The sequence below is a fragment of the Streptomyces sp. NBC_01622 genome (assembly GCF_045209635.1).
GTDB lineage: Bacteria > Actinomycetota > Actinomycetes > Streptomycetales > Streptomycetaceae > Streptomyces.
The window spans coordinates 8,240,749-8,260,990 of the sequence record NZ_CP109293.1 but is presented as its reverse complement, the minus strand read 5'-3'; the positions used below and the strand labels follow the sequence as shown (position 1 = coordinate 8,260,990).

At 70.5% G+C, this 20,242-nt stretch carries 19 protein-coding genes and 1 pseudogene; 5 read left to right on the top strand and 15 right to left on the bottom strand.

Going from position 1 to position 20,242, the window contains the following annotated elements:
* Positions 1-6: 6 nt before the first annotated feature.
* The gene (locus OH768_RS38235; RefSeq protein WP_406460693.1) at positions 7-231 is read right to left on the bottom strand and encodes a bacterioferritin-associated ferredoxin; all 225 of its coding nucleotides are present in this window, start codon (positions 229-231) and stop codon (positions 7-9) included.
* A gap of 135 nt (positions 232-366) precedes the next feature.
* On the bottom strand, positions 367-1,719 hold the full coding sequence (locus OH768_RS38230; RefSeq protein WP_406460691.1) for a class II 3-deoxy-7-phosphoheptulonate synthase: 1,353 nt from the start codon (positions 1,717-1,719) through the stop codon (positions 367-369).
* A 96-nt stretch (positions 1,720-1,815) separates the two neighbouring features.
* Between OH768_RS38230 and OH768_RS38225 the strand changes: the two genes are divergently transcribed.
* Together OH768_RS38225 and OH768_RS38220 are read left to right on the top strand one after the other, a co-directional pair.
* On the top strand, positions 1,816-1,872 hold the full coding sequence (locus OH768_RS38225; protein ID WP_071528813.1) for a trp operon leader peptide: 57 nt from the start codon (positions 1,816-1,818) through the stop codon (positions 1,870-1,872).
* Between the two features lie 92 nt (positions 1,873-1,964).
* Positions 1,965-3,845, top strand: a complete 1,881-nt coding sequence (locus tag OH768_RS38220; protein WP_406460690.1) for an anthranilate synthase family protein — start codon at positions 1,965-1,967, stop codon at positions 3,843-3,845.
* Here OH768_RS38220 and OH768_RS38215 read toward each other — a convergent pair.
* The 5 genes and pseudogenes from OH768_RS38215 to OH768_RS38195 all read right to left on the bottom strand — a co-directional run.
* A pseudogene (locus OH768_RS38215) lies at positions 3,800-4,439 on the bottom strand (NAD(P)-dependent oxidoreductase); the annotation flags it as partial. The gene OH768_RS38220 and the pseudogene OH768_RS38215 sit on opposite strands and share 46 nt — an antisense overlap.
* A 3-nt stretch (positions 4,440-4,442) precedes the next feature.
* Positions 4,443-5,471 (bottom strand): 6-phosphofructokinase, encoded by a 1,029-nt coding sequence (locus OH768_RS38210; RefSeq protein ID WP_406460688.1) that lies wholly within the window; start codon positions 5,469-5,471, stop codon positions 4,443-4,445.
* 108 nt (positions 5,472-5,579) lie between these two features.
* Positions 5,580-6,257, bottom strand: coding sequence for a response regulator (locus OH768_RS38205; protein WP_406460686.1), 678 nt, complete (start codon positions 6,255-6,257; stop codon positions 5,580-5,582).
* On the bottom strand, positions 6,254-7,471 hold the full coding sequence (gene macS / locus OH768_RS38200) for a MacS family sensor histidine kinase (protein ID WP_406460685.1): 1,218 nt from the start codon (positions 7,469-7,471) through the stop codon (positions 6,254-6,256). The genes OH768_RS38205 and macS overlap by 4 nt, the downstream gene beginning before the upstream one ends.
* A 30-nt stretch (positions 7,472-7,501) precedes the next feature.
* Positions 7,502-8,248, bottom strand: a complete 747-nt coding sequence (locus tag OH768_RS38195) for a lysophospholipid acyltransferase family protein (RefSeq protein WP_406465619.1) — start codon at positions 8,246-8,248, stop codon at positions 7,502-7,504.
* A gap of 198 nt (positions 8,249-8,446) precedes the next feature.
* Here OH768_RS38195 and OH768_RS38190 point away from each other — a divergent pair, with 198 nt between their 5' ends.
* Positions 8,447-9,259, top strand: coding sequence for an alpha/beta hydrolase (locus OH768_RS38190; RefSeq protein WP_406465617.1), 813 nt, complete (start codon positions 8,447-8,449; stop codon positions 9,257-9,259).
* A complete protein-coding gene (locus tag OH768_RS38185) occupies positions 9,252-9,836 on the top strand; it encodes a hypothetical protein (RefSeq protein WP_406460684.1) in 585 nt (194 codons plus the stop codon). Before OH768_RS38190 ends, OH768_RS38185 begins: the two co-directional genes overlap by 8 nt.
* A 22-nt stretch (positions 9,837-9,858) precedes the next feature.
* Here the strand turns inward: OH768_RS38185 and OH768_RS38180 are convergent, their stop codons facing one another.
* The 6 genes from OH768_RS38180 to OH768_RS38155 form a co-directional block, all read right to left on the bottom strand.
* Entirely contained in the window at positions 9,859-10,605 is a 747-nt protein-coding gene (locus OH768_RS38180; RefSeq protein ID WP_406460682.1) for an endonuclease/exonuclease/phosphatase family protein, read from the bottom strand.
* A gap of 161 nt (positions 10,606-10,766) precedes the next feature.
* A complete protein-coding gene (locus tag OH768_RS38175) occupies positions 10,767-11,720 on the bottom strand; it encodes an ROK family glucokinase (RefSeq protein WP_019067799.1) in 954 nt (317 codons plus the stop codon).
* 139 nt (positions 11,721-11,859) lie between these two features.
* Complete coding sequence (locus OH768_RS38170; protein ID WP_406460680.1) at positions 11,860-12,345, bottom strand: DUF5304 domain-containing protein; 486 nt, start codon at positions 12,343-12,345, stop codon at positions 11,860-11,862.
* 81 nt (positions 12,346-12,426) lie between these two features.
* Positions 12,427-13,596, bottom strand: coding sequence for an ArsA family ATPase (locus tag OH768_RS38165; protein ID WP_406460678.1), 1,170 nt, complete (start codon positions 13,594-13,596; stop codon positions 12,427-12,429).
* 123 nt (positions 13,597-13,719) lie between these two features.
* A complete protein-coding gene (locus OH768_RS38160) occupies positions 13,720-14,163 on the bottom strand; it encodes an SRPBCC family protein (protein ID WP_019067802.1) in 444 nt (147 codons plus the stop codon).
* 125 nt (positions 14,164-14,288) lie between these two features.
* Complete coding sequence (locus tag OH768_RS38155; RefSeq protein ID WP_406465615.1) at positions 14,289-15,044, bottom strand: metallophosphoesterase; 756 nt, start codon at positions 15,042-15,044, stop codon at positions 14,289-14,291.
* A gap of 339 nt (positions 15,045-15,383) precedes the next feature.
* On the opposite strand from OH768_RS38155, the gene OH768_RS38150 reads away from it, so the two are divergent.
* Complete coding sequence (locus OH768_RS38150) at positions 15,384-17,180, top strand: AMP-dependent synthetase/ligase (protein ID WP_406460676.1); 1,797 nt, start codon at positions 15,384-15,386, stop codon at positions 17,178-17,180.
* 13 nt (positions 17,181-17,193) lie between these two features.
* On the opposite strand, the gene OH768_RS38145 is transcribed toward OH768_RS38150, so the two are convergent.
* Both OH768_RS38145 and OH768_RS38140 read right to left on the bottom strand, forming a co-directional pair.
* On the bottom strand, positions 17,194-18,774 hold the full coding sequence (locus tag OH768_RS38145) for a GMC oxidoreductase (RefSeq protein WP_406465613.1): 1,581 nt from the start codon (positions 18,772-18,774) through the stop codon (positions 17,194-17,196).
* Positions 18,775-19,061: 287 nt separating this feature from the next.
* Positions 19,062-20,204, bottom strand: a complete 1,143-nt coding sequence (locus OH768_RS38140) for a glycosyltransferase family 4 protein (RefSeq protein ID WP_406460674.1) — start codon at positions 20,202-20,204, stop codon at positions 19,062-19,064.
* Positions 20,205-20,242 lie beyond the last annotated feature (38 nt).

The window sequence follows — 20,242 nt, the reverse complement described above, 5'->3', positions numbered from 1 at the left end:
CTGCCCCTAAGCGGCTTCGTCCAGTTCGGCGAAGACCGGCGCGCCCTCTTCCACGAGATCGCGGCGCGGGCAGCTGCCGCGGCCGAGGATCGCCTGGATCCGGCGGACGCACGAACCGCAGTCGGTACCGGCCTTGCAGGCGGAGGCGATCTGGCGGGGCGTGCAGGCACCCCCACCCGCGTGCTGCTGGACCTGCGCCTCGGTCACCTGGAAGCAGCTGCAGACGTACACGCGGATTCACCTCCCGCCGGAACTTGATAAGGCCAACCTAACCTTACCCGGCCCGCAGGTCCTGTAAAAGTGCTGTGGGGCGGGGATCGTATGTGATCCCCGCCCCACAGCACTCTGCTGTAACAGGTGAAACGGTTACTGGTCCCTGTACATCTCGGCGACGAGGAAGGCCAGGTCAAGGGACTGGCTGCGGTTGAGGCGCGGGTCGCAGGCCGTCTCGTAGCGCTGGTGCAGGTCGTCGACGAAGATCTCGTCGCCGCCGCCCACACACTCGGTGACATCGTCACCGGTGAGCTCGACGTGGATGCCACCCGGGTGGGTACCGAGGCCCTTGTGGACCTCGAAGAAGCCCTTCACCTCGTCGAGCACGTCGTCGAAGCGGCGGGTCTTGTGACCGGAGGCCGCCTCGTACGTGTTGCCGTGCATCGGGTCGGTGATCCAGGCGACGGTCGCGCCGGACGCGGTGACCTTCTCGACCAGCTCGGGCAGCTTGTCGCGGACCTTGTCCGCGCCCATCCGCACGATGAAGGTGAGGCGGCCGGGCTCGCGGTCCGGGTCGAGGCGCTCGATGTACTGCAGCGCGTCCTCGGCGGTGGTCGTCGGGCCGAGCTTGATGCCGATCGGGTTGCGGATCTGGGAGGCGAACTCGATGTGCGCCCCGTCCAGCTGGCGGGTGCGCTCGCCGATCCACACCATGTGCCCGGAGACGTCGTAGAGCCTGCCGGTGCGGGAGTCGACCCGGGTCAGGGCCGACTCGTAGTCCAGCAGCAGCGCCTCGTGCGAGGAGTAGAACTCGACGGTCTTGAACTCCTCCGGGTCGGTCCCGCAGGCCCGCATGAAGTTCAGCGCGTTGTCGATCTCGCGGGCGAGCTGCTCGTAGCGCTGGCCGGAAGGGGACGACTTCACGAAGTCCTGGTTCCAGGCGTGCACCTGGCGCAGGTCGGCGTAACCACCGGTGGTGAAGGCGCGCACCAGGTTGAGCGTGGAGGCGGACGCGTTGTACATCCGCTTCAGGCGCTCGGGGTCCGGGACGCGGGCCTCCTCGGTGAAGGCGAAGCCGTTGACGGAGTCGCCCCGGTAGGTCGGGAGGGTCACCCCGTCGCGGGTCTCGGTCGACTTGGAGCGCGGCTTGGAGTACTGGCCGGCGATCCGGCCGACCTTGACCACCGGCACCGAGGCGGCGTACGTCAGTACGGCGCCCATCTGGAGCAGGGTCTTCAGCTTGTTGCGGATGTGGTCGGCGGACACCGCGTCGAAGGCCTCGGCACAGTCGCCGCCCTGGAGGAGGAAAGCCTCTCCCTTGGCGACGGCCGCCAACCGGGCACGCAGCTGGTCGCACTCGCCCGCGAAGACGAGCGGCGGATACGACGCGAGGTCCGCGATCACTGCGCGCAGAGCCTCGGTGTCGGGGTACTCGGGCTGCTGCGCCGCGGGCAGGTCTCGCCAGGTGTTGCCAGCGCTGGCGCTGGTCTTAGCGGTCACGGTCACGGACTCAACATTACGGGGTCGTGTCGACCGGTTTTCGCATGGCTCGACAGGTGAGACACCCGCACGCTCAGGTGCGCGTGGGGTAGGGTGCCTCGCATGTTCGCGCACTCGACCCAGAACTGGTGGTGGACCGCTCATCCGGCGGCCCACTGACTGCGCGTACTCCCAGTACTTCGCGAAGGCCGCCTGAGGGCGGCCTTCGGCGTTTCCGGGGCCGTTCCTCACCCATCGATGGCAGAGGAACCATGGACCTGACACAGCTGCTGAACGACGACCGACCGTTCGCCCTGCTGCGCCGCCGCACGCCGGGCCACGACGAGAACACGGTGGAGGTCTTCCTCGGCCCGGTCTCCACCCACGACCGCCTCGCCGACCTCCCCGCCGAGGGCCTGGCCCTGATCCCCTACCGCCAGATCCGCGAGCGCGGCTTCGACGTCCGCGACGACGGCACTCCCCTGGCCTTCCTCACCCCCGAGGAGTCGTACGGCATCCCGCTCGCGGACGCCCTGGACCAGCTGCCCGCGCACGACGTGCGGGTCGAGGGCGGCGGCTTCGACGTCGGCGACGAGGCGTACGGGGAGATCGTCGGGCGGGTGCTGCGGGAGGAGATCGGGCGCGGCGAGGGCGCCAACTTCGTCATCCGGCGGACGTATGAGGGCGAGGTCCCGGGGTACGGCAGGGCCGACGCGCTGGCGCTGTTCCGGCGGCTGCTGGTGGGTGAGCGGGGCGCGTACTGGACGTTCGTCGTGCACACCGGGGAGCGGACGCTCGTGGGTGCGAGCCCCGAGGTGCACGTCCGGATGTCCGGCGGGACGGTCGTCATGAACCCGATCAGCGGGACGTACCGGTATCCGGCGGAGGGGCCGACGCCCGAGCACCTGCTGGATTTCCTGGCCGACGGCAAGGAGATCGAGGAGCTGTCGATGGTCGTCGACGAGGAACTGAAGATGATGTGCACGGTCGGCGACATGGGCGGGGTCGTCGTCGGGCCCCGGCTGAAGGAGATGGCCCATCTCGCGCACACCGAGTACGAGTTGCGCGGCCGGTCCTCGCTGGACGTGCGCGAGGTCCTGAAGGAGACCATGTTCGCGGCCACCGTCACCGGGTCACCGGTACAGAACGCCTGCCGGGTCATCGAACGGCACGAGGCCGGCGGGCGCGGCTACTACGGCGCCGCGCTGGCCCTGCTCGGCCACGACTCCGGCGGCGCCCAGACCCTCGACTCCCCCATCCTCATCCGCACCGCCGACATCGACCCGGCCGGCCGGCTGCGGGTCCCGGTCGGCGCCACCCTCGTCCGCGGCTCCGACCCGGCGAGCGAGGTCGCGGAGACCCGCGCGAAGGCGGCGGGAGTCCTGGCGGCTCTTGGCGTACGACCGTCCCGGCCGGGCGACGAGAGCACCCGCCCCCGGCTCGCCGACGACCCCCGGGTGCGGGCCGCGCTGGACAGCCGCCGCACCTCCCTGGCCCCCTTCTGGCTGCGGATGCAGGAGCGGTCCGAGGAGCTGACCGGGCACGCGCTGGTCGTCGACGGGGAGGACACCTTCACGGCGATGCTCGCGCACGTACTGCGGTCGAGCGGCCTGGAGGTGACCGTGCGCCGGTACGACGAGGCGGAGTTGCGGGAGGCGGTGCTCGCACACGAAGGGCCCGTGGTTCTGGGCCCCGGACCGGGCGACCCCTCGGACATGTCCGACCCGAAGATGCGGTTCCTGCGGGCGCTGACCGCCGAGGCCCTCCGCGAGAACCGGCACGGCGTCCTCGGCGTGTGCCTCGGGCACGAACTGATCGCGGCGGAGCTGGGGTTGGAGATCGTACGCAAGGAGGTTCCGTACCAGGGGGCGCAGACGACGGTCGACCTGTTCGGACGGGAGGAGACCGTCGGCTTCTACAACAGCTTCGTGGCACGGTGCGACGACGAGGCCGCCGCCGAGCTGGGCGCCCACGCTGTGGAGGTCAGCCGTAGCGCGAGTGGTGAAGTGCATGCGCTACGGGGGTTCGGCTTCGCCGGGGTCCAGTTCCACCCCGAGTCGGTGCTGACGCTCAACGGGGCTGCTGTCGTACGGGAGTTGATGGGTCGGCTGCGCGGGACGAGCACGTTCTCGGAGCGGCGGCCGACCGTGTAGTCGAGGACGTTCCGCACGGTGGCGTCGATGATCTGGCCGACGGCGTCCTCGGTGTAGTACGCCTGGTGGGAGGGGACCAGGACGTTCGGGAAGGTGACCAGGCGGGCCAGGGTGTCGTCGTCGACGGCCTCTAGGGACTTGTCGAGGAAGAACAGGCCCGTCTCCGCCCCGTAGACGTCCAGGCCCACGCCCACAAAGCGGCCCTCGCGCAGTTCGGCGACGAGGGCCGCGGTGTCGATCAGGCCGCCGCGGCTGGAGTTGATGAGGATCGCGTCGTCCTTCATCGTCTTCAGGGCGTCGGCCTCGATGAGCCGCTGGATGTCCGGCAGCATCGGGACGTGCAGGGTGACCAGGTCGGACTTGGCGAGGAGCTGTTCCTTGGGAACGTAGGTCATGCCGAGGTCCACACAGGCCGGGTTCTCGGCGACGTCCCAGCCGAGCAGTCGCATGCCGAAAGTCGAAGTCACGGGTGCGGGTCGCGGCGCGGACGATCCGGTGGTTGACGGCCATCGCGGGGGTCCAGGCGAACTCGGCGACGGAGTACGAGCCCCTCCGGGGAGTGGACCGGCGTACTCCAGCACCGTGCATGCCCAGAGTTCAGCCGAAGAACACCCCGACCTCCTCGTACAGCTTCGGGTCCACGGTCTTCAGTTGTGCCGTGGCCTCCGCGATCGGGACGCGGACGATGTCCGTGCCGCGCAGGGCGACCATCTTGCCGAAGTCGCCGTCGCGGACGGCCTCGATGGCGTGCAGGCCGAAGCGGGTGGCGAGCCAGCGGTCGAAGGCGCTGGGGGTGCCGCCGCGCTGGATGTGGCCGAGGACGGTGGTGCGGGCCTCCTTGCCGGTCCGCTTCTCGATCTCCTTGGCCAGCCACTCGCCGACCCCGGACAGCCGGACGTGCCCGAAGGAGTCGAGGGTTCCGTCCTTCAGCACGACATCGCCGTCCTTGGGCATGGCTCCTTCCGCTACGACCACGATCGGGGCGTACGACGCCTTGAAGCGGGAGGTGATCCAGCCGCACACCTGCTCGACGTCGAAGCGCTGCTCGGGGATGAGAATGACGTTGGCGCCGCCGGCCAGGCCGGAGTGGATCGCTATCCAGCCGGCGTGCCGGCCCATGACCTCGCAGACCAGGACCCGCATGTGCGACTCGGCGGTGGTGTGCAGCCGGTCGATGGCCTCGGTGGCGATGCCCACGGCGGTGTCGAAGCCGAAGGTGTAGTCGGTGGCGGACAGGTCGTTGTCGATGGTCTTCGGTACGCCGACGCACGGCACGCCGTACTCGTCCGAGAGCCGCGCGGCCACGCCCAGGGTGTCCTCGCCGCCGATCACGATGAGCGCGTCGACCTCCTGTGCGGCGAGGTTGGCCTTGATGCGGCCGATGCCGTTCTCCAGCTTCAGCGGGTTGGTGCGGGAGGAGCCGAGGATCGTGCCGCCGCGGGGCAGGATGCCGCGCACGGCGGGGATGTCGAGACGAACGGTGTCGCCTTCGAGCGGACCTCGCCAGCCGTCCCGGTAGCCGACGAAGTCGTAGCCGAACTCCTGGACGCCCTTGCGGACGATGCCCCGGATGACGGCGTTGAGTCCGGGGCAGTCGCCGCCTCCGGTCAGTACTCCGACGCGCATGGAAATATCCCTTCGCCGCAGTTTCCTGTGACAGCCACGCTAGTGGTGATCCAGGTCACAGAGGGATGGGCGGGAAGGTCAATTCACCTGAATTGTGGGGTAGTTGATCTACGCGTCGTCCAGGCCGCGTTCTATCGCGTACCGCACCAGCTCCACCCGGTTGTGCAACTGGAGCTTGCCCAGGGTGTTCTGGACGTGGTTCTGGACCGTGCGGTGCGAGATGACCAGGCGCTCGGCGATCTGCTTGTAGCTCAGGCCCTTGGCGACCAGGCGCAGCACCTCGGTCTCGCGGTCGGTGAGTTGGGGCGCCTTGGGCTCGTCGCTGCCGGCGGCCGGTACCGGGTCCGAGGCCAGGCGGCGGTACTCGCCGAGGACCAGTCCGGCCAGCCCGGGGGTGAACACCGGGTCACCGACCGCCGTCCGGCGCACCGCGTCCAACAGCTCCTCCGTGGACGCCGACTTGAGCAGATAGCCGGTCGCGCCCGACTTCACCGCCTCCAGTACGTCGGCGTGCTCACCGCTCGCCGAGAGGACCAGGACGCGCAACGCCGGGTTGGCGCCCACCAGTTCCTTGCAGACCTGGACGCCGGGCAGCACCGGCAGGTTCAGGTCGAGGACCAGGACGTCCGGGGCGGCGGCCCGTGCCCGGCGTACCGCCTGCTCGCCGTCCCCGGCGGTGGCGACCACGTCGAAGCCGGACTCGGCCAGGTCGCGGGCGACCGCGTCGCGCCACATCGGATGGTCGTCGACCACCATGACCCTGATCGGGCCCCGCTGCTCACTCATCGTGTCCCCGCCTTCCCCCGCGCTTTCGGTACCTTCAGCTCAACTTCCGTGCCCTGCCCGGGAATCGAGACCAGCTCGGCGCTGCCGCCGAGGTCCCGCAGCCGGCCCCGGATCGACAGGGCGACCCCGAGCCGCCCCTCCCCCTCGGCCTGCGCCAGCCGCCCCTCGGGGATGCCGGGCCCGTCGTCCCGTACGGTCACCACGACCTCCCCGGGCTCGTCCTCGACCAGGATCCAGGCACGGGCGTCCGCACCGGCATGCCTGCGCACATTGTCCAGGGCGGCACCGACAGCAGCGGCCAGCTCCTTCGCGGCGGGCGCGGGCAGCGGCACCGGGGCACCGGGCTCGGCGAAACTCACCGTCGCGGCGGCGTAAGGGGCGAGCAGCGACCGAAGATCGACCGGACCGTCGTCGTCATCGGGTTCCACTTCCACGGCTCTCACGACCGCGCCCTCGGCCGCGTCCAGCGACACCCGGGAGACGGGCACCAGACCGCCGGAGACCAGGGTGCGCAGCGCGATCTCCTGCTCGCCCGCCATCCGGCCCAGTTCGCCCGCCTCGCCGCCGAGCACGGCACCGCGCCGCTGCACCATGGCCAGCACCTGGAGGACACCGTCGTGGATGTCCCGGGCGAGCCGCTCCCGTTCCCGGGTGGTGGCCTCGATCTCCAGGGCGCGGGCGAGGGTGCGCTCGGAGGCGCGGGCGACCTCCACGACGTAGCCGATCGCGATGGAGGCGACCCAGACGAGGACCACGTTGTGGACGGTGTCGCGGGCCGGGGAGCCGCGCTCGATCAGGTTGGCGACGGCGACCGGGGTGGAGGCGAACGCGGCCCAGCGCCAGCCGCCCTTGATGGCGAACGCGAGGACCGAGCCGGCGGTCCATATCGACGGCAGGGTGGGGCCGCCGCTGTCTATGTGGTGGTCGTTGGCCGCGAGCGGAGTGAGGACGATGCCGGTCAGCGCGATCGCGAGGTCGACGGCGAGGAAGCGCTTGGTGCAGGCGACCGCGCTCTGCACGCGGGGCAGGGTGGCGAGCGTCCAGACGAACAGGACGACGTAGAAGGCGATGGCGATGCCCGGACGGTCGAACTGGTCGTACTCGGAGGCGAACAGCCCGACCGCGTAGAACATGGTCAGCACCCGGTAGCCGCTCAGGGCACGCCACAGTGGCTGCTCGACGGACATCCTGATGACACGCACCTGCTTGGCCATCTTCCCCACCCCCGACACAGACCGTCCCACCTAGGGGCCGGTCTGTTCCTTCTCCGCTTGTGCGAGCGCGGCCTTGGTGGCCCTGTCCGCTTCCTTCTCGGCCTTCGCCGCGTCCGCGAGCTGCCGCTTGGCGGCCGTCGCGTAGATGTCGACATACTCCTGGCCGGAGAGCTTCATGATTTCGTACATGACCTCGTCGGTCACGGCGCGCAGCACGAAACGGTCGTGCTCCATGCCGTTGTACCGGCTGAAGTCGAGCGGCTTGCCGATCCGGATGCCCGGGCGCATCAGCTTCGGCACGACCTTGCCGGGCGGCTGGATCTTCTCCGTGTCGATCATCGCGACCGGGATCACCGGGGCACCGCTGGCGAGCGCCACGCGCGCGAGGCCGCCGGGTTTGCCGCGGTACAGGCGGCCGTCCGGGGAGCGCGTGCCCTCCGGATAGATACCGAACAGCTCACCGCGCTCCAGGACGTCGAGCCCGGCCTTGATCGCGGCCTCGCCGGCCCCGCGCGCACCTGAGCGGTCCACCGGGAGCTGGCCGGCCCCCTTGAAGAACGCGGCCGTCAGCTTGCCCTTCACCCCGGGCGTGGTGAAGTACTCGGCCTTCGCGATGAAGGTCACCTTGCGGTTGAGGACCGCGGGCAGGAAGAACGAGTCCGAGAACGAGAGGTGATTGCTCGCCAGGATGGCGGCACCCTCCGCCGGAATGTTCTCGAGGCCCTCCACCCACGGCCGGAAGGCGACCTTCAGCGGCCCACCGATGGCGACCTTCATCGTGCCGTACAACAACCGAGTGCCTCCTGTGCTCGTCGATCAGACCTTAACCCGGAGCACCGTCAAAGGACCCGACGGCCCTGGTCGGTGTCAGTGCGGTCGCGTACGGTTAACCGCACCTGGACTCGTTCACGCCTCACTCACGCACACCCTTCTCATGAACATGAACACGCCCCTCTCATGAACAGGAGACCGAAGGTGCCGGTCCTCCCCGGAGCCGAGCCGTACCGCCACGAGGGCGGGGAGGCCGGAGTTCTCCTCTGCCACGGCTTCACCGGTTCCCCGCAGTCGCTGCGCCCCTGGGCGGAGTATCTGGCCGAGCGCGGCCTCACCGTCTCGCTGCCGCTGCTGCCCGGGCACGGCACCCGCTGGGAGGACATGCAGCTCACCGGCTGGCAGGACTGGTACGCGGAGGTGGACCGCGAGCTGCGCGCCCTGCGCGAGCGCTGCTCGCAGGTCTTCGTCGCGGGCCTGTCCATGGGCGGCGCACTGGCCCTGCGGCTGGCCGCCAAGCACGGCGACGAGGTCAGCGGCGTCGTGGTCGTCAACCCCGGTATCAAGGTGCACGGCCTCGCCGCGTACGCCCTTCCGGTGGCCCGCCATCTGGTGCGTACGGCGCCGGGTATCGCCAGCGACATCGCGAAGGAGGGCAGCGACGAGGTCGGCTACGACAAGGTGCCGCTGCACTCCGCGCACTCGCTGCGCAATTTCTTCCGGCTGGTCGACCGCGAGCTCCCGCAGGTCACCCAGCCGCTCCTGCTGCTGCACAGCGCCCAGGACCATGTGGTGCCGCCGGCCGACTCGGCCCGTGTCCTCAGTCGCGTTTCCTCGGCCGACGTGACGGAAATCCTGCTGGAACAGAGCTACCACGTCGCGACGTTGGACCACGACGCGGACCGGATTTTCGAGGAGAGCTTCACGTTCATCGGCCGGCTCGCACCCAGTGTCGGCAAGCAGGCGTCCGACACGGGCCGGGTGAGCGAGCAGGAAGGGACGGCCACAGGTGGCTGAGCACGACTCCGACCGCGAGGGCCTCGAACCGGACGAGCAGGGCGTCCCGTTCGACGAGGAGGCCGCGTGGGCCGCGATCGTCGCCGGATACGGCGACGAGCCCAAGGACCCGCCGGGCGCCAAGCCGTTCAAGTCGATCGAGGACCTGGCGCTGCTCGACCCCGAGAAGAACGACGAACAGCCCCAGGCCAAGGAGCAGGACAAGGGCACGGAGGAGCCGGCACCCGCCAAGCCGCTGGGCAGCTCCGTCTCCTTCGCGCCCGGCGTCGGCGGCCCCCGTGACTACACCGCGCCGGACTCCTCCGAGGAGGACTTCGACGAGGACGACGAGGGCCACTTCGTGCCGCCGGAGCCGCCTCCGCTGCCGGCCGCCGACACGACGGCCAAGTTCGCCTGGCTCGGGGTGATCGGCGGCCCGATCCTGCTGCTGCTTGCGGTGCTGCTCGGCTGGGACATGACCTGGTGGCTGGCGACCGTCGGCATCGGCGGCTTCCTGGGCGGCTTCGGCACGCTGGTGATGCGGATGCGGACGGACGACGAGGAGGGGGACGACCCCGGGCGCGGGGCCGTCGTCTGACTCGCGGGGATTCCGAGGGCGGCTAGTTCGCGGGCACTTTGAGGGCGGCCAGGACCGGGAAGTGGTCCGTGGCCGCCCTCACATCTGTCTCCGTCACTCCCGGCTGCTCCGACGGCACCCCGCAGCCCAGCACCTCGACGCCCTGCGTGGCGAAGATCGCGTCGATGCGCTGGAAGGGGTTGCCGGGGGTCCAGGTGTACTCGTCGCCCCAGGGTGAGGTGGCCCAGCAGTCCTGGAGGTCCTTGGCCAGCCGGGTGAAGGTGCGGCCGCCCGGGCGGTCGTTGAGGTCGCCGCCCGCGATCGCGTGGTCCACGCCCATGCCGGCCAGCCGGTCGAGGAGCATGCCGCCCTGGTCGTAGCGCTCGTCGTCGCGGAGGCTGAGGTGGCAGCTGAGGACGCCGAGCCGGGCGGCGCCGAAGCGGACGACCGCGGTCGCGAAGCCGCGGCGGTGTTCGCCGGGGGTGAGCGGGAGGAGTACGTCCTCGGTGCGCTCGACCGTGGCGCGGAGGGAACAGAGCAGGGCCGGGCCGGCGGCGGTGCCTCCGCCGGAGAGGACGACCAGGTCGGACGCGGAGGCCAGGCGGGCGAGTTTCTTGCGCCAGCGGAAGAAGCGGGGGGCTTCCTGGATGAGGACGAGGTCCGGGGCGCAGGCGCGGATCACCCGGGCCAGGGCGTCTGTGTCGTCGCGCATCGAGCGGATGTTGTAGCTCAGGACGCGGATGATCGCGGAACCGTCGGATTCGGTGCGGGAGTTGGGGAGCGGCGCCATGTGGATCAATTTACGCGCCGATGGAAAAGGCCGCGCGTCCAACGGCTCGGGGCGCGAGGTTCGTGTGCGACTGCCGGTCCGATGTGGCTGGTCGCGCCCACGCGGCGGTAGCCGCAAATCGACTACCGCCCCGCGCCCCTGGTGGGCACAATTACCGGCGTCTACATGATCGGGTCGGGTTCCCTCGCCAAGTCCGCCGCGCCGACCATGCCCGCCTTGTTGCCCAGTTGGGCGGCGATCACGTCGGCCACCGGGCGCCAGTTGCCGCCCACCAGCCAGCGTTTGTAGGACTTGCGGATCGGGTCGAGGACCAGTTCGCCCTCGTCCGAGAGGCCGCCGCCGACGATGAACGCGGAGGGGTCGAAGAGGGAGGCCAGGTCGGCGAGGCCGGCGCCGGCCCAGCGGGCCAGCTCGCGGTAGGAGTCGACGGCGACCGGGTCGCCCTGCCGGGCGGCCATGGAGATGTGCTTGCCCTCGATGCCCTCTGGGGTGCCGTCGCCGAGCGAGAGCAGGACGTCCGCGGCCTCGGGGGTCGCGTTGGCGCGCTGCTTCGCGTAGCGCACGAGCGCGCGGCCCGACGCGTACTGCTCCCAGCAGCCCTGTGAGCCGCAGCCGCACAGCAGGCCGTCCGGCACCATGCGGATGTGGCCGAATTCCGCGGCCACCCCGAAGTGCCCGCGCCGCAGCTTGTTGCCGATGATGATGCCGCCGCCGAGGCCGGTGCCGAGGGTGATGCAGATGACGTTGCGGTGGCCCTTGCCGGCGCCGAACTTGTACTCGCCCCAGGCCGCGGCGTTCGCGTCGTTCTCCACGACGACGGGGAGGCCCACGCGGGCTTCGACCTTCTCCTTCAGCGGCTCCTGGCGCCAGTCGATGTTCGGCGCGAAGTAGACCGTGGAGCGCTGGCGGTTGACGTACCCTGCCGCGCCGATGCCCACGCCCACGATCTCGTGCCCGGCGCGCGCTCCTTCGACGGCGGCGGCGATGGCGTCGACGATGCCCTCGGGCGTGCCCGGAGTGGGCACCTGGTGGGTCGACAGGATGTTGCCTTCCTCATCGACCACGCCGGCCGCGATCTTGGTGCCGCCGATGTCGACGCCGATGGTGAGTCCCATGAATCCCTCAGTTTCGGTCGAGCCCCGCTACGGCCCACCGTACCCGAGGGGCCGACGTCGGATTCGCGACGTCGGTCCGGAGGACGGGACCCGTCACCACCGTGCGGACGGGACGGCGGCGGCGGACCCTCGGGACTGGCTAGTCGAGGTCGATGCGCTCCCCGGGGCCGGAGTCGTCGCCGGGGTCGCGCAGGTTCTTCAGTTCGCTGTCGCGGGCCGTCCAGCGCTGTTCCTGTGCCTGGACGGCGGAGCGGTACGCGGCGAGCAGTTCGCTGCCGGCCGCCGCGAGGTGGTCGAAGACGTCCGGGTTGCGTTCGATGACGGGCTCGACGGCGGCCTTGGCCTGCTGGACGACCTGCTTGACCACCTGCTGGGCGGCCGGTCCCGCGACCTGGCCGAGCAGCGGGGACTGGAGGCCGGACAGCTTGTCCGTGACGGTGTCGACGAGCTTGCGCAGTTCCTCTGCGGCCGAGCCCGGGGGCGGGCCGTACTGGGTGCGGCGGCGGGCCTTCTCCGCCGCGAGGTCTTCAGCGGCCGCCGTCGCCCAGGCGTCGGCGTCGGTCGCCCGCACCTCGTCGAGCGCCTCTTCCTCGCCGGCCTCGTACGGGGGGAGCTCTTCGCTCATGACGGACTCCTGACTACGGTTCGTCTCTACGACGTTACCCGAATGGGCGTACGTGCTTCACGTCTCCGCACGCACCAATGCTCACCTTCCCTGCGGCCACAGGCCCGGGTCGGGCGTGAAGCGGATGCGCAGCTCGCCCTCGCGCAGGGCGGCGCCGGCCACGGTGCAGCGGCGCAGGGCCGACGGCAACGGCACGATACGGCGGAACTGCCCGACGGTGACCACGAGTTCGTCGCCGCGGCGGACGAGGTCCAGCTCGTCCCGTATCGCGCCGGGCAGCAGGATGTGCCAGACCAGAACGCCGTCCTCGGCCAGCTCGTCGGTCACGGGCCACTCGATCGTGGAACCGGTCGCGTTGACACCGGGCACGGCGAGCGCGGCGAGGTCGTCGCTGCCGCGCGGGTCGTGGCCGAGGTGGCGGACGTGCCGGACGTCGTACGTGCCCTGCCACTCGTCCAGGGTCTTGCGCTGCTGGGCGTTGAGGGCGGCGAGCCAGGTGTCCTCGACGGACTCCGGGAGCACCCGGTTGGCGATCAGCACGTCGGGGCGCAGTCCGCGCAGGGCGAGGGCGAGACCAGCCGCGCGCACGGCGTCGGCGCCGGCCGGTCCGGGTTCGGCGACCAGGCGTACGGAGGTGTTGCGGTCGGCGAGGACCGCCTCGACCGCGGCCAGTTCCACGTCCCAGCGGCCCGCGGTGTCGTAGAGCCACTCCGAGGGCATCGGGACGCCGGCGAGGCGGCCGAGGACCGGGCGCAGGGCGCGGGCCGCCTGGCGCTCCGCGGGGAGGAGGCGGCGGAGGTAGCGGCGGAGTTCCTCGGGGAGGGCGAGGAGGGCGAGCGCGTGAGGGGTGGGCGGGAGGTCGACCACGAGCAGGTCGTAGGCCTCCGACAGGGCCGCGTCGCGCAGGGCGCGGAGCAGGGCCAGTTCCTCGGCGCCGGGGAGGGGGGTGAGTTCCTCCGCGTCCAGGCGTGCGGCGCCCAGGAGTTCGAGGGCGGAGGAGGCCCGGGTCTGGAAGGCGGTGAGGTCGGTGCGGAACGACTCCGTGGCGTCGGGGCGCCAGGCGGTGAGGTGTTCGGTGACCTGCACGGGGGCCGCTCCTGTCGGCACGCCCAGGGCCGCGCCGAGGGCGTCGCCGCGGTCGGCACCCAGGAGGAGTGTCCGGGTGCCGGTGCCTGCGGCGGCTTGTGCGGTGGCTGCGGCGACGGTGCTGCGGCCGCTGCCGCCTGGGCCGGTGATCAGGAGGGTGCGCATATGAGTGAACGGTAGTCGGTCGCTGGGGGTTGGGCGCCGTTGCCGGGGGCTCCGCTCCCGGGCCCCGTCGGCCCTGAAGGGGCCTCGTCCTCGAACGCCGGACGGGCTGACACACACGCCCGCTTACTTCTCCCCCGACTCCACCCGCTTCTTCAGCCCCGCCAGCGCCCGGTCGATGATGACCTTCTCCGCCTTGCGCTTGATCATGCCCAGCATGGGGATCTTGACGTCCACGGTGAGGAGGTAGGTGACCTCGGTGGCACCCGCGGCCGTGGGCTTGAGGAGGTAGGAGCCGTCCAGGGAACGCAGCATCTGGGACTTGACGAGGGTCCAGGAGACCTCGTTGTCGCCGGTCCAGGTGTACGCGAGGACCTGGTCGTCCTTGATCGCGCCGGCGTCCATGACGAGTCGGACCTGTTCGGCGCGGCCCCGTTCGTCGGTCTTGAGGACGTCCGCCTCCTTCACCTCGCCGGTCCAGTCCGGGTAGCGGGCGAAGTCGGCGATCACCTCCATGACGTCGGCCGGTGCCGCCTCGATCGTGATGCTCGAACTGGTGTGTTCCGCCATCGCTGTGGCTCCTCCAGATGCGGACCGGCAGGGCGTCGTCGTCGTGCGCTTGTGCGTGCAGCGTGAAGGCTACCTCCCCGCCAACCCCCTTACCGCACCCCCTACCTGCGGCCATCAGGAGGAGGTCACCACTCCAGCGCCCAGGGCTTCCCGCTCCCCGCGAAGTGCCCCACGTTCACGCACTCCGTCGCCCCGATCCGCATCCTGCGCACCAGCGGCTGGTGGACGTGGCCGAACAGTGAATAGCGGGGCCCGGTGCGGCGGATCGCGTCCAGGAGGGCCCGGCTGCCGCGCTCGAAACGGCGCGCGACGGTGTCGTAGACCAGCTCGGGCACCTCGGGCGGGATGTGGGTGCACAGGACGTCGACCTCGCCGACGGCCTCGATCTTGGCGGCGTACTCCTCGTCGCTGATCTCGTACGGGGTGCGCATGGGGGTGCGCAGGCCGCCGCCGACGAAGCCGAACGTCCAGCCGCCGATCTCGACGCGTTCGCCGTCGAGCACGGTCGTTCCGGGTTCGGCGTACTCGGGCCACAGGGTCGGCATGTCGACATTGCCGTAGGTGGCGTACGTCGGGGCGGGGAAGGCGGCGAACATCTCCGCGTACTGCTTGCGGACCGCCTTCTCGATGAGGGCCGCGCGGTCCCCGCCGACCGTGTTCCAGAGGCGGGCGCCGAGTTCGCGGGCCTCCTCGAAGCGGCGGGCGGTGCGCAGCTCGACCAGGCGGTCGGCGTTCTCCTCGCCGAACAGTTCGGGGAAGATGCCGCGCGCGTGGTCGGCGTAGTCGAGGAAGAGGACCAGGTCGCCCAGGCAGATCAGGGCGTCGGCACCCTCGCCGGCTCCGGCCAGGTCGCGGGCGTTGCCGTGCACGTCGCTGACCACATGTACGCGCGTCCGGGAGTTACCGGATGGTGTGGGTGCCATGACGATCAAGCGTAGGCGTGTGCGGCAAACGTGAACAGTGGCGGCCCCGCTTGCCGTTACTGGCCAGTCAAGAAAGGGGTGGACTACTGTGCGCGAGGAAACACCAATCTGTGTGACGCAGCGAACATCTCGCCGGGCCCCCCTGTCGTAGGAGCCATACCGGCGGGTAACGTCCGGGCAGTCCAGTCGTGCTCAGGATTTCAACCACCGGGTCCTGACGCACCTGCCCGAGCCTTGGACCGGACCGTCGCATCACACAACGTCGTGGCGCCGGCGCCCCTATGAGGAGCAGCAGTCTTGCGCGAGTTCAGCCTTCCGGCTTTGTACGAGGTCCCTGCGGACGGCAATCTGACCGACATCGTCCGCAGAAACGCCGCGCAGCACCCAGATGTCGCCGTCATCGCCCGCAAGGCGAACAGCGGCTGGCAGGACGTGACCGCCACGGTCTTCCTCGCCGAGGTGCACGCCGCCGCCAAGGGGCTCATCGCCTCCGGTGTCCAGCCCGGCGACCGGGTCGGGCTGATGTCCCGCACGCGGTACGAGTGGACGCTGCTCGACTTCGCGATCTGGTGTGCGGGCGCGATCACCGTGCCGGTGTACGAGACCAGCTCGCCGGAGCAGGTGCAGTGGATCCTGAGCGACTCGGGGGCCACCGCGCTCGTCGTGGAGCAGGACGGGCACGCCGCCGCCGTCGAGTCGGTGCGTGACCGGCTGCCCGCGCTCAAGCACGTCTGGCAGATCGACGCCGGCGCGATCGACGAGCTGGGCCGCGCGGGCAAGGACGTCTCGGACGCGACCGTCGAGGAGCGCAGCTCGCAGGCGAAGGCCGACGACCCGGCGACCATCGTGTACACGAGTGGCACCACCGGCCGGCCCAAGGGCTGTGTGCTCACCCACCGCAGCTTCTTCGCGGAGTGCGGCAACATCGTGGAGCGGCTGCGCCCGCTGTTCCGCACCGGCGAGTGCTCGGTGCTGCTGTTCCTGCCGCTCGCGCACGTCTTCGGGCGGCTGGTGCAGATCGCGCCGATGATGGCGCCGATCAAGCTGGGCCTGGTCCCGGACATCAAGAACCTCACCGACGAACTCGCCTCGTTCCGGCCGACGTTGATCCTCGGTGTGCCGCGTGTCTTCGAGAAGGTCTACAACTCGGCGCGCGCCAAGGCGCAGGCGGACGGCAAGGGCAAGATCTTCGACAAGGCGGCCGACACCGCGATCGCGTACAGCCGCGCGCTGGACACGCCGTCGGGTCCGTCCCTCGGTCTGAAGATCAAGTACAGGACCTTCGACAAGCTCGTCTACAGCAAGCTGCGCGCTGTCCTCGGCGGGCGGGGCGAGTACGCGATCTCCGGCGGCGCCCCGCTGGGCGAGCGGCTGGGGCACTTCTTCCGGGGCATCGGCTTCACCGTCCTTGAGGGGTACGGGCTCACCGAGTCCTGTGCCGCCACGGCCTTCAACCCCTGGGACCGCACGAAGATCGGCACGGTCGGGCAGCCGCTGCCCGGCTCCGTCGTGCGCATCGCGGACGACGGCGAGGTGCTGCTGCACGGCGAGCACCTGTTCAAGGGCTACTGGAACAACGAGGCGGCCACGGCCGAGGCGCTGGCCGACGGCTGGTTCCACACCGGGGACATCGGCACCCTCGACGAGGACGGCTACCTCAGGATCACCGGCCGCAAGAAGGAGATCATCGTCACCGCGGGCGGCAAGAACGTCGCCCCGGCCGTGATCGAGGACCGCATCCGCGCGCACGCGCTGGTCGCGGAGTGCATGGTCGTCGGGGACGGGCGGCCCTTCGTGGGCGCGCTGGTCACCATCGACGACGAGTTCCTGGGCCGCTGGGCGGCCGAGCACGGCAAGCCGGCGGGTTCCACCGCGGCGTCGCTGCGGGACGACCCGGATCTGGTGCAGGCGATCCAGGACGCCGTCGACGACGGCAACGCCGCGGTGTCGAAGGCGGAATCGGTGCGGAAGTTCCGCATTCTGTCCTCCCAGTTCACGGAGGAGTCGGGCCACCTGACGCCGTCACTGAAGCTCAAGCGCAATGTGGTGGCGAAGGACTACGCGGACGAGATCGAGGCCATCTACCAGAAGTAGAGGGCAAGTCGGGTCACATGTCCTCGGCGAGGACCCGTTCCATCGTGCGTTCGGCGAGCGCGGTGATCGTGACGAACGGGTTCACGCCGATGTTGCCGGGCACCAGCGAACCGTCCGTGATGTACAGCTTCGAATACCCCTTCACCCGGCCGTAGTTGTCGGTCGCCTTGCCCAACACGCAGCCGCCCAGCGGGTGGTAGCAGAAGTCGTCCGCGAACACCTTGCTGGTGGAGCCGAACAGGTCGTACCGGTAGAGCGTCGCGTTGGCCGAGTTGATCCGGTCGAACAGCTTCTTGGCCATGGCGACCGAGACCGCGCTCTGGGCCGCGGTCCAGCCCAGCTTCACCGTGCCGCTCGCCGAGTCGTAGGTGAAGGAGGCCCGTTGGGGGTTCTTGGTGATCGCCAGATAGAGACTCACCCAGGTCTCGAACCCGATGGGCAGTGGGGCGATCTCCGCGAAGACCGGGTTGTCGGTGTTGGACCAGTCGTCGATGCCCATGACCGGCATGGTCGCCTGGTTGGCACCGGTGGTGTCCCAGATGTGGTTGGCGCGGCCCACCATGGTGTTGCCGTTGGGCCCCCAGCCCGCCCCGACCGTGGCGTCCAGCGCGGGCAGGGTGCCGGTGTCCCGGGCGCGGACGAGGAGTTCGGTGGTGCCGAGGCTGCCGCCGCCGAGGAACAGATAGGTGCAGCTGTACTGCTTGGTCTCGACGACCGCGCCGGCGTTGTCGATCCGGTCGACGGTCAGCAGGTACGACCCGTCGCTCGCCCGGGTGACGGCCTTCACCTTCTCCATGGTGTGGATCGTGACCCTGCCGGTGCCGAGCGCCGAGGCGAGGTAGGTCTTGTCGAGGCTCTTCTTGCCGTAGTTGTTGCCGTAGATGACCTCCTGGGCGAGCGCGGACTTGGTGGCGGTGCCGGCCGCCTCCTGCTGCATGTACCCGAAGTCGTAGACGTTGGGCACGAAGGTGGTCGTCAGGCCGGTGTTCGTGGCGGCCTTCCGCGAGGTGCGGGTGAACTGGTACCACTCGGTCGACTCGAACCACGTCGGGTCGACGGTGTTGACGCCGAGCATGGTGCGGGCGCGCGGGAAGTACGTGTTGTACATCGCGGTCGCGTCCACGGTGGGGAACTGCTCGGTGAAGTACGACTGGCGCGGGGTGACCGCCATCCCGCCGTTGACCAGCGAGCCGCCGCCGACGCCCCGGCCGACGTAGACGGACATGTTGTCGTAGTGCACACGGTCCAGGACGCCCGGGTACGGGGTGATGTCCTTGTTGACGACGTCCAGCCAGAGGAAGCTCGCGAGCGGGGCCTCGGTGCGGGTCTTGAACCACATCGATCGCTGGTCCGGGTTGGCGGTGTTGCAGAAGACCTTGCCGTCGGAGCCGGGGGTGTTCCAGAGCCTGCCCATCTCCAGGACGAGGGTGGTGAGGCCGGCCTGGCCGAGGCGGAGGGCGGCGACCGCGCCGCCGTAGCCGGAGCCGACGACGATCGCGGGGGCGGTTTCGACGGCCGCGGGTTCGACCGCCTGCGCCGACTGGAGGCCGATTCGGGTGAGACCGGCCGCGGCGGCGGTCTGGAGGGCGATCATGCCCAGTATTTGACGTCTCGTCAGCTGATGCTGCGTCAGTTTTGCTGTCATGCGCGCAGCATGTGCGGATTATTCGGTTCCGCCAAGGGGCTGCGCCGGTTTTGGGGTGCCGTAGGGGGTGCGGTGGTCGGGCGGGTGCGGGTGCGTGGGTGGCTGGTCGCGCAGTTCCCCGCGCCCCTAAAGACAGGGGGTTCGCCTGGGGCTTTTAGGGGCGCGGGGAACTGCGCGACCAGCCCCCACAACCCGCACCCGCCCTGATCGATCAACTGGCACCCCGGATGGCGCCCCTAGAGCAGCGCCCTCAGCCTCTCCGCCAGGAGATCCCACCGCCACTTCTCCTCGACCCACTGCCGCCCCCGCTCCCCCATGTTCCGGCGCAGCTCCGGGTCCCCGAGCAGCGCGACGATCCGGTCGGCGGCCTCCTCCGGTGACCCGCCGCGCACCACCCACCCGGTCTCGCCGTCGAGCACCGCGTCGGGCGCGCCGCCGGAGTCACCGGCGACGACGGGCAGCCCGGTGGCCGACGCCTCCAGGTAGACGATCCCGAGCCCCTCGACGTCGAGCCCGCCGCGCCGGGTCCGGCAGGGCATCGCGAAGACGTCACCGGCGCCGTAGTGCGCGGGCAGCTCGGCCCAGGGCACGGCCCCCGTGAAGCGCACGGAGTCGCCGACGCCGGTCTCGCGCACGAGCCGCCGCAGCTCCTTCTCGTACGGTCCGCCGCCCACGATCAGCAGGACGGCGTCGGGCTGCCGGGCCAGGATGCGCGGCATGGCGAGGATCAGCGTGTCCTGCCCCTTGCGCGGCACGAGCCGCGACACGCACACGACGACGGGCCGCTCGGTCAGCCCGAGCCGCGCCCGCACCTCGGCGCCACCGGAACCCGGATGGAAGACCTTCTCGTCCACGCCCGGCGGCAGTTGAACCATCCGCCCGGCCGCCTCCGGGCTCAGCGCACCGGCGATCCGCGACCGGGTGTACTCCCCGAGGTAGGTGACGGTGTCCGTCGACTCCCCGATGCGGTGCAGGAGTTGACGCGAAGCGGGCAACTGCGCCCATCCGGCCTCGTGCCCGTGCGTGGTGGCCACCAGCCGCTCGGCACCGGCCTTCCGCAGCGCCGGCGCCATCAGCCCGAGCGGCGCCGCCGCCCCGAACCACACCGCCGTACACCCGTGTTCGCGCAGCAGCCCGACGGCTCTGCGGGTCGCCGCGGGCGTCGGCAGCAGCATGGTCGTGGCATCCCGTACGACCTTGAAGGGCTGCTCGGCGTCGAAGGCGGCGGTCGCCTCGGCGCCCTCTCGGCCGCGCTTCCAGGTCGAGGCGTAGACGACGAGCCGCTCGGGCTCCAGCCGCAGCGCCATGTTGTGCAGGAAGGCCTGGATGCCCCCGGGCCGGGGCGGAAAGTCATTGGTCACGATCAGGGTCTTGCGCACGCGGCAGACCCTACCGGGCGGGGGTTCACAGCTCGGCA

Bases quoted from the DNA above. Each gene is read 5' to 3' on its own strand.
- OH768_RS38220 (WP_406460690.1), top strand. From the start codon at position 1,965: ATGGACCTGACACAGCTGCTGAACGACGACCGACCGTTCGCCCTGCTG.
- OH768_RS38210 (WP_406460688.1), bottom strand. From the start codon at position 5,471: ATGCGCGTCGGAGTACTGACCGGAGGCGGCGACTGCCCCGGACTCAAC.
- OH768_RS38205 (WP_406460686.1), bottom strand. From the start codon at position 6,257: ATGAGTGAGCAGCGGGGCCCGATCAGGGTCATGGTGGTCGACGACCAT.
- macS (WP_406460685.1), bottom strand. From the start codon at position 7,471: ATGGCCAAGCAGGTGCGTGTCATCAGGATGTCCGTCGAGCAGCCACTG.
- OH768_RS38195 (WP_406465619.1), bottom strand. From the start codon at position 8,248: ATGAAGGTCGCCATCGGTGGGCCGCTGAAGGTCGCCTTCCGGCCGTGG.
- OH768_RS38180 (WP_406460682.1), bottom strand. From the start codon at position 10,605: ATGGCGCCGCTCCCCAACTCCCGCACCGAATCCGACGGTTCCGCGATC.
- OH768_RS38175 (WP_019067799.1), bottom strand. From the start codon at position 11,720: ATGGGACTCACCATCGGCGTCGACATCGGCGGCACCAAGATCGCGGCC.
- OH768_RS38170 (WP_406460680.1), bottom strand. From the start codon at position 12,345: ATGAGCGAAGAGCTCCCCCCGTACGAGGCCGGCGAGGAAGAGGCGCTC.
- OH768_RS38165 (WP_406460678.1), bottom strand. From the start codon at position 13,596: ATGCGCACCCTCCTGATCACCGGCCCAGGCGGCAGCGGCCGCAGCACC.
- OH768_RS38160 (WP_019067802.1), bottom strand. From the start codon at position 14,163: ATGGCGGAACACACCAGTTCGAGCATCACGATCGAGGCGGCACCGGCC.
- OH768_RS38145 (WP_406465613.1), bottom strand. From the start codon at position 18,774: ATGATCGCCCTCCAGACCGCCGCCGCGGCCGGTCTCACCCGAATCGGC.